13 protein-coding genes are annotated in these 14,524 nt (G+C 48.0%); 2 read left to right on the top strand and 11 right to left on the bottom strand.

Going from position 1 to position 14,524, the window contains the following annotated elements; genetic code table 11:
* Positions 1-114: 114 nt before the first annotated feature.
* Positions 115-627, bottom strand: coding sequence for a hypothetical protein (locus GWR21_RS02295; RefSeq protein ID WP_162330166.1), 513 nt, complete (start codon positions 625-627; stop codon positions 115-117).
* Between the two features lie 143 nt (positions 628-770).
* On the opposite strand from GWR21_RS02295, the gene GWR21_RS02300 reads away from it, so the two are divergent.
* Positions 771-3,866, top strand: coding sequence for an AsmA family protein (locus GWR21_RS02300; protein WP_162330167.1), 3,096 nt, complete (start codon positions 771-773; stop codon positions 3,864-3,866).
* Entirely contained in the window at positions 3,829-4,401 is a 573-nt protein-coding gene (locus GWR21_RS02305) for a hypothetical protein (RefSeq protein WP_162330168.1), read from the top strand. Before GWR21_RS02300 ends, GWR21_RS02305 begins: the two co-directional genes overlap by 38 nt.
* Positions 4,402-4,457: 56 nt before the next feature.
* Here GWR21_RS02305 and GWR21_RS02310 read toward each other — a convergent pair whose 3' ends face one another.
* The 10 genes from GWR21_RS02310 to GWR21_RS02355 all read right to left on the bottom strand — a co-directional run bounded on the left by GWR21_RS02310 (position 4,458) and on the right by GWR21_RS02355 (position 14,454).
* On the bottom strand, positions 4,458-5,300 hold the full coding sequence (locus GWR21_RS02310; RefSeq protein ID WP_202929033.1) for an alpha/beta fold hydrolase: 843 nt from the start codon (positions 5,298-5,300) through the stop codon (positions 4,458-4,460).
* A 102-nt stretch (positions 5,301-5,402) separates the two neighbouring features.
* Positions 5,403-6,890: a carboxylesterase/lipase family protein gene (locus GWR21_RS02315; protein WP_162330169.1), complete on the bottom strand. Its 1,488-nt coding sequence runs from the start codon at positions 6,888-6,890 to the stop codon at positions 5,403-5,405.
* A gap of 72 nt (positions 6,891-6,962) precedes the next feature.
* Positions 6,963-8,111 (bottom strand): hypothetical protein, encoded by a 1,149-nt coding sequence (locus tag GWR21_RS02320; protein WP_162330170.1) that lies wholly within the window; start codon positions 8,109-8,111, stop codon positions 6,963-6,965.
* Position 8,112: 1 nt separating this feature from the next.
* Positions 8,113-9,414, bottom strand: a complete 1,302-nt coding sequence (locus tag GWR21_RS02325) for an HlyD family secretion protein (protein WP_162330171.1) — start codon at positions 9,412-9,414, stop codon at positions 8,113-8,115.
* Entirely contained in the window at positions 9,404-11,626 is a 2,223-nt protein-coding gene (locus GWR21_RS02330) for a peptidase domain-containing ABC transporter (protein ID WP_162330172.1), read from the bottom strand. The genes GWR21_RS02325 and GWR21_RS02330 overlap by 11 nt, the downstream gene beginning before the upstream one ends.
* A 41-nt stretch (positions 11,627-11,667) precedes the next feature.
* Positions 11,668-12,669: a grasp-with-spasm system SPASM domain peptide maturase gene (gene gwsS / locus GWR21_RS02335; protein WP_162330173.1), complete on the bottom strand. Its 1,002-nt coding sequence runs from the start codon at positions 12,667-12,669 to the stop codon at positions 11,668-11,670.
* A 2-nt stretch (positions 12,670-12,671) separates the two neighbouring features.
* The gene (locus tag GWR21_RS02340) at positions 12,672-12,878 is read right to left on the bottom strand and encodes a hypothetical protein (RefSeq protein WP_162330174.1); all 207 of its coding nucleotides are present in this window, start codon (positions 12,876-12,878) and stop codon (positions 12,672-12,674) included.
* On the bottom strand, positions 12,871-13,857 hold the full coding sequence (gwsG, locus tag GWR21_RS02345; RefSeq protein ID WP_162330175.1) for a grasp-with-spasm system ATP-grasp peptide maturase: 987 nt from the start codon (positions 13,855-13,857) through the stop codon (positions 12,871-12,873). The genes GWR21_RS02340 and gwsG overlap by 8 nt, the downstream gene beginning before the upstream one ends.
* Positions 13,858-13,936: 79 nt before the next feature.
* Positions 13,937-14,137, bottom strand: a complete 201-nt coding sequence (locus tag GWR21_RS02350) for a hypothetical protein (RefSeq protein ID WP_162330176.1) — start codon at positions 14,135-14,137, stop codon at positions 13,937-13,939.
* A 101-nt stretch (positions 14,138-14,238) separates the two neighbouring features.
* Positions 14,239-14,454 carry a hypothetical protein gene (locus tag GWR21_RS02355; RefSeq protein WP_162330177.1) on the bottom strand — a complete coding sequence of 72 codons (216 nt, stop codon included), beginning with the start codon at positions 14,452-14,454 and terminating at the stop codon, positions 14,239-14,241.
* Positions 14,455-14,524 lie beyond the last annotated feature (70 nt).

The following is a 14,524-nucleotide window of genomic DNA, read 5'->3' on the forward strand; positions in this document are numbered from 1 at the left end:
CCAGGTGTGAGACAAACTGGCTACAGTATCTTTGCAACGGTATAAGTGAATACTGGAACGATCATTTGTATGATTTCTGACAGACACAAATGAATTTTGTGCTGCAAGATTACTTTATTTCAGGGAAATACCACTCGCCTTCAGCCTGTTAACAGGTGAATGACGGTCCGCTACGGTTCTGTATACACTATCCACCGGTGGTTGACCGGGACGGGTAGTGTCGGGATAGTGTGGCGGATTGTGCGGACGTGTGGTATCCGGGTGATGGGGTGGATTGTGTGGATGAGTCGGACGCGTCGTGTCCGGATGGTGCGGATGATGCGGCGGATGGTTAGGTGTATCCGGGTGTTGTGGCGGATACGGTGGATACGGCGGGAAAGTGGTATCCGGGTAATGCGGCGGATTCACCGTGGTATCCGGAGGAAATGGTACCGTATCATGCGGGATCGTATCATGCGGAATGCTGTCATGAGGGATGGTATCATGCGGGATGCTGTCGTGTGGGATAGAATCCTGTGCCGCTAAAACATTCCTGCCCTGCAATTTGAGAGCTTCTTCTTTGGTACACGCGGTATGCACCAGTGCAATTCCACCGATGAACAGTACGTAGACGCCGAGTTTTTTCATGGTTTTCGTTTTATCTACTAGAGTAAACGGTATTCAATTAGTGAAAGGTTGGGTCGTCCGGAAATTTTTTTTCTATCTTTGCGCCCGCAAGTGCAGTGAACTAAATAAATACTGCTATCCTATACCTTATGCTTAATGGAAGAATGAAGAGAATCGCGTGGAAATCACTGAAAATCACTTCAGTGTCCCTCCTCGGAATACTGGTGTTGCTTTTTTTATTACCATTATTATTTCCCGGTGCGGTCTCAAAGAAAATAAAGACCTGGGCCAATAATAGTATTACTACAGAACTTGATTTTTCCCGTGCAAGGCTGTCTTTCTTTAAACATTTCCCTTCACTGACACTGACGTTATATGATGTTAGCCTCAAAGGGTCGGCTCCTTTCGAGCAGGATACCCTGGTAACGGCCGCCGAAGTATCGCTCGGAGTAGATCTGGGCAGTGTGTTCTCCAAGACATTGAAAATCGATGAGATATATCTCACAGCGGGCAACATTCACGTATTGGCGGATGCAGATGGCCGCCCAAATTACAATATTTATCAATCGGCTGCCCCGACTAAGGAGACGACTGACAGTAGCGGAGCTTCCATTAAGATAGACCGTATACAGCTGGACCATTGTGGTATTGTTTATCATGACAAGTCACTGGGATTGTACGTGCGTGCCCGTGATGTCAACTACGTGGGTAAAGGTGACCTGGAGTCGGCAAAATTTGACCTGTACTCAAAAATTAATATCACTTCCCTGGACCTGACCTATGGGGAGGTTCCATATATACAGTCTAAAAAGCTCCACGGTGACCTGGTCACCAGGATCAATACCAAATCCCTCAATTTCACTTTTGAGCGGAATGATCTGAAAATTAATCAGTTACCTGTAAGGCTACATGGCGCATTCAGCTTTCTGCGTAATGGATACGACATGGACTTCACACTGAGTTCCGGTGCGTCTACGCTGGAAGCGTTATTCAGCGCGCTGCCGGCAGACTATATCTCCTGGATGGAACATACGGACGTGAAAGGGGCGGCTGAGCTAAATGCATCGCTCACAGGTAAGTACATTGCCAGAACCAACAAGATGCCTGACTTTACCTTCAATATAAAGGTGAGGGATGGCGAGATAGCACATTCCGGCGCTTCCAGTAAGGTTAAAGACCTGCGTCTGGACTTTCAGACCAGGTTACCCCAGATGAATACAGAGAAATTCTACGTGAGTCTTGATTCTCTGTTCTTTACACTGGATAAAGGCTATTTCCGTTCATCCATTAATATGACGGGATTATATCGTCCCGAGATACATGCCCGTATGGATGCAGACATTGATATGCAGCAATGGGGTGAGGCGATGGGATGGGACAGGTTCGACCTGAAAGGTCACTTTCTGTCTCACCTGAAGGCAGATGGACGCTATATACAATACGCAGTCAATAATGGTCCGGGACATGAGGCAGATAGGGTGATCAGCAGCATACCTTCATTCGAGTTTGTATCTACCCTCAGTAACGGGTATATTAAATTTGATGGTGTACGTGAGCCGGTGCATAGCATTGCTTTTGATATGCAGGCTTCCTGTCCGGATAACAATTATGCCAATGTCCGTGTCAATGTCAGCAAGCTGAATGCAGAAGTGCTGAACAACTATATTAAAGGTTACCTGCAACTCAGCAACGGGCAGGAGCCACATGTGGATGCCAGTCTGAAAGCGGTCTTACACATGACCGATGTAGAGAAATTTTATCCGCTGGACGGTATTGATCTGGGCGGCGATCTGAATATCAATATCTTAAGTAAGGGTACTTATAAACCTGCTGCAAGCCTGTTCCCGGTTACAACGGCGATGCTAAGCATGCATAATGGTAGTCTGCAGACCAAATACTATAAACATCCGATTGAAAAGATCAATGTGAATGCAGTATTGACGGATGCAGCAGGTAGCTTGCAGGCGCTGAAGGTAGACATTAAGCCTGTCTCTTTCCAGTTTGAAGGACAGCCCTTTACATTGAAAGCAGCGCTGGAGAACTTTGACAACCTGTGTTATAATATCCTGGCCAGTGGTGTGATTGACCTGGGGCGTATTTATAAGGTGCTGGGTAAAGAGGGGTATGATGTGCAGGGGCTGATCAAAACAGAACTTTCGCTGCAGGGCACACAGGCGGATGCCATGAGCGGACAATATGCAAATCTCAATAACAGGGGATCGTTGACAGTAAGAGATGTAACTGTTACGGCGCCACATTTCCCACTGCCATTTCATATAGAGAACGGCGTTTTTCGTTTTGAAGAAGACAAGATGTGGTTTGATCAGTTTGACCTGCGCTATGGGAAGTCAGACATTCACCTGAATGGTCATCTGTATAACCTGATCGGCTATGCTACGCAGAAGAGCCAGCCGTTACAGGGAGCTTTCACATTGAAAAGCAATTACCTGCTCGCAGATGAGTTAAAGTCCTACGAAATGGAGGAATCTGACGGTACACCGGAACCACCTCACGTAGTGGTCATTCCGGGTAATCTGTCTCTCGCGCTGACAGCCCATGCCGAAAAAGTGCGCTTCAGTGGTATTGACATCAGTAAGTTCCATGGGCAGTTACAAGTGGCCAATGGTAGTCTGCAACTGATGAGAACCGGGTTCAGTATTATCGATGCACCGGTAACGATGGATGCACAGTATACACCACTGAGTGAACAGTCTGCCGCCTTTGATTACCGGATTAACGCCCGCCAGTTTGATATCAAGCGTGCCTATAACGAGATCAGGCTATTCCATGATATGGCTACTTCCGCCGCATCTGCCAGTGGAACTGTAGGTCTGGATTATCACGTTAGTGGCCGGCTGGATGGCAATATGCATATTGTGTATTCATCACTGAAAGGAGAAGGTGTGTTGTCGTTAAAGAAGATCAAACTCAAGGGTTTCAGGATGTTGAATGCGGTGGGTAATACGACCGGCAGAAAAGATATTAAAGACCCTGGCTTGTCGGAGGTGGATATTCGTTCTTCAATCGCTAATAATATTATTACCATTGAAAGAACTAAGCTGCGCATTGCAGGTTTCCGCCCGCGTTTTGAAGGACAGGTGAGTTTTGATGGCAGATTGAATATGAGAGGCCGGGTAGGACTACCGCCTTTCGGGATACTGGGTATACCATTCAATGTAACGGGTACGCAGAAGAATCCTGTTGTGAAGCTGAAACGCGGGAATGCGAAAGATTCACTTGATAGAGAAGATGCTGAATAAGATGAATAGTTTCACTAAGATATATATCACCTTCACGGTCCTGGTCATTTTGGTCAGGACCGTTGATTATACTGCCGGTTTCAGTTTCCGCGGGTATTGGACAGATGCGATCATATTGCTGATATGGGTGATCGCCTCTCTGGTGTTGTTCTGCTATCAGCGGCAGTTGAAATGGGTAAGGATCTATACCTCGATATTGGGCATTGGCGCCCTTTTATTTCTGCCAATGGCCGGTTTTCTGCTGCTGATGGGACAGGTGGGAATGCCGGGTTATCGTTTTGACTTTTACCGGGAAGTGCCAAATGGGCATAATTTCGTGGTGACCAGGGAAATGGATACACCCCGGATAACGCTGTATAAGGTATGTGGACCATTTGAGCGAAGGCTGGCAGTCTTTTATCTGGAGGATTATGAATATAGAAGTGTTGGGGCCCTCAGAAGGGCCGTTTCGGTGCAGGTCACGGAAACTGCGCGACATGTGGAAGCCACTTTTCTGTCACCGGATAGTGGTTCGACCTTTAGTACGGCATATTAGGCTGGAGCGGTACGTGCCGTGAGCTGCATCGCCGGTTTCAGATGCAGGTTGTGGTATTAGTGTTTGCTGAGGAAGTTTTCGATTATTGCCGTTGTTATGGCGGGTAATTGACTTGCTTTATCGGGTGCACAGATCTCTCCTATGTAATCACCGTGTCCGCCGGGTAGGATCACGAGTTGGGCATGTGGTAATGTACGTGATAGCAGAAGGGCATGTTCAGGCAGAATAACGTCTTTATCTGCACTAACTACCAGGGCAGGGGCCTGGATACTTTTGACAGCTGCATCCGGAATATCTTTAAAAGCCACCATACGGCTGGCATCCCTGTTGAACATGGCCTGTAATCCTTTAGGGTCCGGATTGATCCTGCGATAGGCATCTGCCAGTGGCGCCGGCATTTGTTCCAGCGTCGCGTGTTCCATTCCTTCAAAGAAGCCCGGTAGCATACCATCTCTTCTATAAAGTGCGGAAGCCAGTATGAGTTTTCCAACCAGTTCCGGGTGACGGATCGCTATCTGCAGACAGGTAGTAGCGCCATTGCTAAAACCCATTATGTCTGCTTTAGTAATATGCAATTGTTGTAATAAGGCTGCTACATCGTCCGCATCCTGTTCGAAGGTCATGGCACGGTCTATATCAGCCGTATGGCCATGCGCCTGTAGTTCAATGGCGATGACCTTGTGGTGTGCAGCCAGGCCGGGTAATATGCGTCCATAGGTGGTTTCAATGGTTGATCCTCCGCCATGCAGTAATACCAGTGGCATACCATTGCCATGTATTTCATAATACAGTTTTAATCCGTTTACATCGGCATAGTGTCCGGTGTTGGTGGTCTGTGCGTTCATAGTCAGGTTTGTCATTGTCAGGAGTATCAGCAGGTACACTGTTTTTCTCAGCATGGGAGAATGTTTATGTGTGATGCAAACTTACATGCTACCATGCAATTACAGGCGGGCCGGATACGCCAAAATAGCGGGGCGCTCTGGTCATATCTGCAAAGATCATCTGCCGTGTAAGATGAAACCCATTGTCGGGTGGTCAGCATCTTCATAGTCGTCCAGCACCGTTTCCCGGCTGTTATTGTCAAACAACATCCCCCGTTTATTTTCATCATACGGAGTCCATAACTGGTAACCTTTGATGAAGTTTGTCCACTGCTGATGCATGAAGGTCGCGAGCGCCGGATTGGGCGGAGGCGTACCTTCACCGGGCACATACCAGATGTAGGCCAGCTCGTCCGCATGTGTTGCGGGAGCGCCGTTTTTAGGTTGTTCGAATGAATACAGCCAGACCTTTTCACTGCCGGCGGCCAGTGCTTTTGCGAGGCGGAAGGTATGTAGCTGATACATGTATCTGCTTAGTGTGATGATAGCGGCCGTGTCAACGGGTTTGTCCTGGATCCGTTGCCAGGCGCGATAGGCATAAGGATGATTATCGCCGAACCAGTCCCTTAATGCAATGGAATCAGGCGTATACAGCCTACGGTCTATATTCATAAACAATATAGCCTCTGCCTTGTTGGTACCGAGCAATACCCTTATCCTTTTATCCGGATGTTCTCTTACATATGCGAGCGCATCTTTTTTAATAAGAACACCGTCTGTCACCGGACCAAAATAATTCGTCCCTTTGGGGCCTCCCAGTACTTTAGCCTGGGCGGCGATCAGTGTAGCTGCCGGTAATTCAACCAGTGCTGCCGGACTATTCACTCCCAGTGTATCCATTACACGCTGGCGGATGGCTCTTGCCGTTTGTATATCCCGGATACAATTTACGGCACCGCTTTCGAGGATCAGCTGCTGGAACTTCCCTTTTGCAGCCGGTGCCACCAGGAGTGCGGAGATCAGCTTCGCGCCTGCAGATTCTCCCATGACTGTCACCCGGGAGGGGTCTCCTCCAAAGGCACGGATATTTTTTTGGATCCACTGGAGTGCCATGATACAGTCCAGCAGGCCGTTATTGCCTGATGCCCTATAACCTGGCACATCATCCATATACAGGAACCCGAATACCCCTAACCGGTAGTTGATGGTTATGCAGATAATACTATCCCTGTCCGAAAAGGCTTGTCCGTTCATACCGATGCCGCTGCCTCCTGTCATACCGCCACCATGTACCCACACGACAACCGGCATCTTTCTAACTGGCTTAACTGTCGGCGTATACAGATTTAGGGTGAGGCAGTTTTCATCACCCGTCATACTCCTGCTTTCTCCGTTATACTGCGGCGCGATATTGCCGAACGCTGTGCATGACAATGTATCCTTCCAGGCGGGCATTGGCACTGGTGGTTTAAAACGCTGGTTGCCGGCAGGAGGGGCTGCGTACGGGATACCTTTAAAGACGAGGCTTCCTTTCTCCGTGGTGCCACGGATGTAACCCCGGGATGTCTTCACAACGGTACCGGTTTGGGCTGACAGTGTCAATGCCGGTAGCAGGCATACAAGGAGCGTAAGTGTCGTACGTAACGAGGAAAGGATCATGGTCATAACGGCGGTTAGTGGGGCCCAAAATAATAATTTTGTTTGGGGAATGGGAAAGAATTAGTTAATATCATCTCATCAGGCCGTCAGTTTATTTATTTCCGCAAAGACTTTACTATTAAAATCATACGGTTGTCCTGTCAGGTTATACAGAGGTAACAGGTCAGTATACTGTTGCTCAAAAGCTTCGTACTGCGCAAGGAACAGCGCATACCACCCGGCCCCTTCCTCCTGGAATATATTGAGCTCTGCAAACATATCCAGCGACAGCTTAAACCGCTGCATATGGAAGATAAACCGGCCCTTGATATCATCCTGCTGCAAACGTGTGAATCCGGGCTTGTCAATACAGCCCTGTAAGGTTTTGGTGATCTCCATGAAGGTGAACATGCCGTGGAAGAACAGGTATACACTGGGGTAATGACCAGGATTGCCAACCAAATCTCCCAGGGGAGTGTTATGGCTGATGGTGAACAGGTGTTGTTTTGTTTCGTAGGTGAGCGTGAAGTAAGTGACATGCGCACCTTCGTGAGAGATGTGGTCAGCGAAGAAAATTTCATCGTCCCATGGATTGACATGCAGGAAGATCATGTTGTGGGCCGATAGTACAGCGAAGGAATTCTGGTGGGTGGCAGTGAAGAGCATCGCCTTCTTCAGATTTTTGAGCAGCAGTCCGAAGTGATCCGGGTTTAGCTGCCGGATAAGTTCCATGCCTTTATTGAACGATGTCAGGTGTTGCTGATGTAAGCCTGCCACATGGACGTCTTCAGGAGGGTTGCCCTGTTCGGTGAATACATTCATGAGCAGCGGGTGATGGTCAGTAACGATCTCTATGCCATGATCACTGTAGAGTAGGGGTTCGAACGTAAAGGGGATCTCGTTTTCTCCATCGAGTAACGTCATAGTATCGCCGGTTGTACGAAGCAGGAGAGCGCTGCCGGTGAACGAGGTGCGAAGGTAACCGGTATTAGGTAGGTAGATGAGCCCATTGCAGTTTGGAAACACAGTGATGAGTGGTTTCCTGGATCGCTCATAACCATAAATGATGCAGTCCAGCCATTTGTTGTCCTGCTGTTGCAGATAGGTGTATAGCAAGGGCTCCAGGTAAATGTTGTCATTGTAAAAATCAATGCGCTGGAAGATATCTTTATGTCTGGCATAGAGTAGTTTCTTTACGGAGTCAACAACGGCGCCCAGATGATCTTCAAAGTTCTCATAGTAGTTCATATCAATAGGTATTTTTATTAATGATGGAATTAAATAGTCTGTCGTACAAGGTGAGATCCTCTACGATGATATCCGCCTGACCGGTGAGTTCACTTTTGTTGTCCAGGGGTTTGTGTAATGTGGTCACCAGGTGGTTGGGGAGCTGTACTTTCACACTGTAGAAGCCTTCTTTGACAGCAGCAGATATGGCAGTGACAGTGCCTTTTAACATGCCGTATTCAGTATACGGATAGTTGTTCAGCCGGATATTACATTTTAGTCCTACCCTTACTTTACCCGAGTTGGTGACCGGTAGTTTGGCAATAGCAAAATATTCCTCTCCGGATACTGGCGTGACGGTAAAGACCTTCTGTTCATTACTCAGGAACTGATCAGCCGTTCTGATATCGTAAAAGTTCAATACGCCGCTTACCGGTGCGTCGAGTACATATTTATTTTGCCATTCAGTAAGCTGGAAGGTAAGGTCACTATAGGACTGAAAGATGTTTTTACGCAGGGTGAACAAGGTGTTGTCATAGTCAGCGGCAAGGGTAACATTCTCTTTGTTGAGTGCCTGTTCCTGCAGCTGATTGTTAATCCGGCTGTTGTTGAGTTCTTCGAGGATGTTCTGTGTATTGAGATAGCTGATCTCTTTCTGTTCCACTTCTGTTTTGGCAATCACGCGCATGCTATCCAGCAGTTTGTTCCTGTCGAAGTCCGATTTGGATAACAGACTCTGACGTTGCAGGATGGTCAGTTTATTTTGTAGCTGTTTGTTAAGCGCGTTCATGCTTTTCGCCCTGTCCGCATTGATGGTGAGCTGCCGGTGCTGGATATTCAGACGGTTAAACAGGCGGAGTTCTTCCACGCTTTTGTAAAAGCGGGCATATCCTGACTGCATATCACCAAGAGCGGTCAGCTCCTCGAATTTCACCGTATCTATTTTTTCCCAGAATGCAGGGCCTTTTACATTTTTAAGGATGTCGCGCAGCCGCAGGACTTCCTGGTAGCTGGCACTGTTGTATAATACCATGACCCATTCACCAGCGGTGACGGTGTCCTGGTCGGCCTTTAGCAGACTTACAATCCGGCTGCTGACACGGTTGTGTACGGTCACGGGTGGCGTATTGGTTGTCACCACTGCTTCAGTTGTGATGACATCCGGATAGCGTACGATCTTCATCCCGATGATGATGATGAGCAGTATCACCAGCATGCCGGTGCTGCCATAGGTAATGATCCGGGAGGGAACCTTGTCCAGTATATCCTGGAAGTATTCGCTGCGGACATTGATCCTGCTTATTTTTTGTTCGTCAATTGGCAATTTCTAACTGATTTTTGATTAATGTATGATAGTAGCCCCTGCGCTCTACGAGTTCTTCATGGCGGCCTATTTCCCTGATCTCACCTTTGTCCAGCACGATGATCTGGTCAGCCCGTCGAACAGTACTGAGGCGGTGTGCAATGATGATCACGGTTTTGCCTTCGAAGAAGGTGTCCAGGTTTTCTACGATCTTTCTTTCATTATTGGCGTCGAGCGCACTTGTAGCTTCATCGAAGAAGAGGAATTCGGGATTTTTGTAAACGGCCCTGGCGATCAGGATACGCTGTCGTTGTCCGCCACTCAGTGTTCTGCCACTGGACCCCGCCGCGCCAATGATGGAGTTGAACCCGGCAGGCAAAGCATTGATCAGTTCCTCTATGTTGGCTATTCTGGCGGCGTTCAGCAGTTTGTTAATGTCGACGTTTTCATCGCTTGCCGATTCGGTGATGTTCTGTGTGATCGTATCGGAGAAGATGTATCCATCCTGCATCACGGTGCCGCAGAGGGAACGCCAGTTGTCGGAGTCAATATGCCGCAGATTGTAATTGCCTACCATGATGTCGCCGGCGGTGGGCAGGTAGAGTTTGAGGAGTAGCTTAAGCAGTGTTGTCTTACCGCTGCCGCTGTCTCCCACGATGGCAGTTATTTTACCGCGCGGAATGGTCAGGTTCAGGTTCTTCAATACAGGCGCATTCAGATCTTTCACATAGGAGAATGTGAGGTCTTTGATATGTATATCATAGTTCTGAGCGGGGATCTTCATAAGCGAGTGATCGTTCAGCTGTTCCTGCTCGGGCGTAATATGGTCGATATCAGCGAACCTGTCCATGCTGAGGCGTGCGTCCTGTACGGAACGGAAGAAGCTCACCAGGCCGAGCATGGGACCGTTGATCTGGCCTACGATGTATTGGATAGCCAGCATGACGCCCAGGCTGATCTGTCCGTCCATTACCAGCAGGGCAGAGGAAAAGGTGATGAGGATATTTTTCACCTCATTGATGACGTTACCACCAATGCTTTGAAACTGCGTCAGCTTAAGAGAGGATACAGATGTTTTGAAGTAATCGACCCTTACCCGTTCCCAGTCGCGTATATGTTTTCTTTCAGAGCCGTTCACCTTTACTTCCTGTATGCCCCCGACGATCTGTATGAGCTTACTGTTCATGCCGGATGAGGAGTCAAACCGGCGGAAGTCCAGCTCCGCGCGTTTCTTCATGAATGCCCATACCCAGGTTGTATACAAGGCGATACCCACAATGAAGATTAAGAAGATGCTCCAGCTGTAGTAGGCCAGCACTCCCAGGAAGATAGTGGCATTGAGATAGGAAAAAAAGGCATCAGGAGCTGTAGACAGAAAGGCGTCCAGCCGGGAAGATTCATTGATGCGCTGTACGATGTCACCAGGTGTTTTGGAGTCGAAGAACGAGACCGTTTTGCTGAGCAGCTTGACAAGGTAGTCCGAAGAGATGAGCATGTTGATACGGGCGGCTACATACAGCAACAGCCAGCTCCGGATAGCCGCTATGAACGACATACTGAAGAAGAGCATCAGCTGTGCGAGGAGCAGCACGTAGACGAAGTTCAGGTTATTGAGATTAATGCCCTTGTCTACCAGCTTTTGTGTGAGGAAGGGGAGTACGAGTTGCAGGATACTACCCAGGAATAATCCGAGGAAGATCTGCAGGATATATCGGCTGTAATTTTTTATATAGGGGAAAAGTCCCAGCAGTCCTTTTGCCGCTTCGGTATTCTTTTGCTCAAAGAACCGGGAAGAAGGCTCCATCAGTAACACGATGCCTTTTGTCGTCTCATCGGCCAGCGCATTGTTCTGCCAGGCTTCGATGAACTCTTTTTTGCTGTAGGTCAGCAAACCATGAGAGGGGTCGGCTACTTTGATCATTCCTTTCTCAAAGGCGTATACAATGAGGAAGTGGCGGTCGCGCCAGTAGGTAACACAGGGCAGGGGCGCTTTTTGTTCCAGTACTTCATAGGAGATGGAAGCAGGAACAGTTTTGAATCCCAGTGTTTCAGCACCTTTCATCAGTGATTTGATGGTGATACCATCCGGCGTGATGTTACAGATGTCGCGCAGGTGTTCGGAGCTGAAATTCCGTCCGTAGAATTTGGAGATGATCTTCAGACAGGCGGGTCCGCAGTCAAACTGATCTATCTGTTTGAAAAACGGGAATTTCTTTTTCTTGAATAGATTCATAGCACTTGGCTCTTATGGTAAACAATTGCACAGGATCTCTTTTACCAGGTGTTTTCCTGCTGATTGAACGTGCACATATCTGTTTTGTAATACTTGTCGTTTTCCTGCCTGATATCACTGTTACTGACGCAGGCATAACGGTATTGACAATTTTTACAGTCTTCGATCTGGTCATTGGAAAGCAGCCATTTTTCGCGGAATGCAGGGAGGTTGATGACGGTCTCCAGTTTTTGTTCATTCGCGTGGCCAAAACTCCGGGCATGGGATATATAATTCCGGATGTTCCCATTACTGTCTATGGCTACTTTCCGGTTCAGGCCCAGGTTGTGCGACTGGGCTTCCGTAAAGCTGATAATGTTGGGAGAGAACCTTTCCGGCCGGATCTTTTCACGGGTTTCCTGCCTGATGTCTTTTTTGAAGGCGACCACTTTTCTGCCAAAACGGTCGTTGTCATTATAAAGAATGGCATCTGCTGCCGCAGCATATACGAATACCCTGCGCAGGCGGGGTTGCAGATCCATGAGGGACACCCATTGTGTTGCATCAGTCTCGCCGGCAGGGGCCATGATCTCACAATAGCTGATCTGTGTACCGGAAAGCGCCTTCAGTATCACCTGCGTTATCTGAGCGGTACTGAAGCAACGAAGGAGCCGTATCTGTATTGCCTGGCAATTCAGTTCATTGAGTTGTGCAATGACTGCAGAAAATGAATAGCTATCAGTATCGTCCAGTTCCAGGATCGCATTGGTGATATGACGGGGCATCTCCCAGGAAAGATCGATATCGGGGAAGCGTTCGGGTTCTGTAGTATAGAACGCAATTTCTTTTTCTACGAACTTGTTCATGAACTGTTTGATCTGGGGATAGCGGGTCTCGCCATAAACCTCCGGTAGTTGTCCGACAGGCGTTGATGTTGCTTCCCGGAGAATATCGAGGAAGGCATTGGGGAGATCGTAAATAACGGAGCGGTCCAGGTCATAAATGGCACTGCTGTGTTGACCAGCCACAATCCGGCAGGATGCGAAGAATCTAAACCATTCCATCGTTACAGAATATTGGAGATCGCTTTATAAAAAGGCAAAATCACATAGGACGATGTGTGATGCAGATGGCTGTGCACGGTAGTGGGTGCGGAGGTGACCTTCTCACTGATGCTCCTGACGAAGAGGTAATAGTTGACAGGTAGTGCAGTGGCCAGTTCCGGTGGAAATGGCTGCAGGGGAACAGGGGGGTGCTGAGGGTAATTATGCATGGTGTGAAAGGTATTGTGCGATTTTTTTATCCAGTTGATAGTTACAGGGAACGGAGGTCATATCATATTGTCCTACAGGATTCACCTCGAGGAAAACATAACGGCCACTGCGCGTCTTTACAAAGTCCAGTGAGCCGGTATTCAGCTGCATGAGCTGCATGAGCTGTATGATCAGTAGCCGGACATTCTCTGGGAGGAGATAGGGCACATTTCTGTTATTGGTGTATTTTCTGAAGTCGACTTTCGTTTGCTGGTCCATTTGAGAGAAGATCGCCATGGCGTAGCAGGCCCCATTGAGATAGAAGACACGTAAGTCCAGTTCTTTCTCCAGTTTTTCCTGGAAGAGCGAATAGAAGAATGTTTCGGGAATGTCAGCAAGGACGTCCGGCGTGATCTCTTCCGTATAACTGGTGTAGTGGATCGTCTTCTCCTGTTTAATGGTGATTCCGGGGCTTTCCCAGAGCGCTTTGGTGATTACTGGGCCATGTGTATCAAAAAACGCCTGCAGCTCCTTTTTGGAGCGCGTAATGAGCGTTGCGGGGACATCCAGTCCCAGTCGCTGAGCTGTGATGAGTACCTCGATCTTGTTGACACTCGATCTATTGAAATTTCCCAGTATCCGGGTGTTCGTGGCTAACAGTGCGAACAGGGCTTTTTTAGCAATAGCGTTCTCCTGACTCAGATGGTGGACGATGTCGGCGTAGTAGCCAGTTGTCTGCAATGAGGCAATAGGCCGTGTGTCTGGCGCTTTCGTACCATCTCTCCGGTACCATACCGCCGTAATATCCGACAGTGCATCCGGTAATTCACCGTTGAAATGCATGTCTGTCTGACTACCGCTTACCTGGATGGTAGGAGCATGTGCGGCATCCAGGAGGTCGGAACCATTCATACGGCGGAAGGGTGTTCCCATATAACGCAGCCAGTCGATCACTTTATCGGTGGAGGGTTCCAGGTCTTTGGAAATTAGAAGGACCATAGGTGATAAACAGGTTTAAACAGGTATAGTGATGTCAAGCAAATGCTGACATCACTATGATCAATTAAATCAGTACATGTTATGGACGCAGTGTCAATGATGAATCGAATTCAACCAGCTGTTGAAGTTCTGCTTCATGATCAACCCAGTCAACAACACCATTAGGATCAGGATTACAGGTGGTATGGCATGCGGCAGCAGCCAGACCGAGCATCTTTTCGATCTCATTGTCCGTGTTGATCTCATTAATGGCAAAATCATCCAGCGATAATCTGTTCATGGGGAAGATTTTAGTGTGGTAAAACGATGGGTAACAGGGCTATGCTACAAACATGTCCGACAGGTTACATTTTGAGGTGTGTACTAGTGGGAATTGCCTTATCAGCGCATCAGGGGGCTAAGCGTAAGCTCCTCTCTTTCCACTGCTGCCAGCTCGGCTGTATAGTCTACAAAATCGATGTAAGTAGCATCGGGCTGAGGATTACAGGTCTTGTGGCATGCAGCAGCAGCGAGACCCATGAGCTTTTCGATTTCGCTGTTGCTGTCAGCAACATCCAGTTGGAAATCGTCTAATGACAAACGTGTTGTTTGTTTCATAACCTATATGTTTTTGTTGTTAAGAATAAATAAATTTATATTTAAATCCAGAGATATCCAATAGGGAAAG

Origin of the sequence: Chitinophaga agri (genome assembly GCF_010093065.1) — a bacterium.
Classification (GTDB): domain Bacteria; phylum Bacteroidota; class Bacteroidia; order Chitinophagales; family Chitinophagaceae; genus Chitinophaga; species Chitinophaga agri.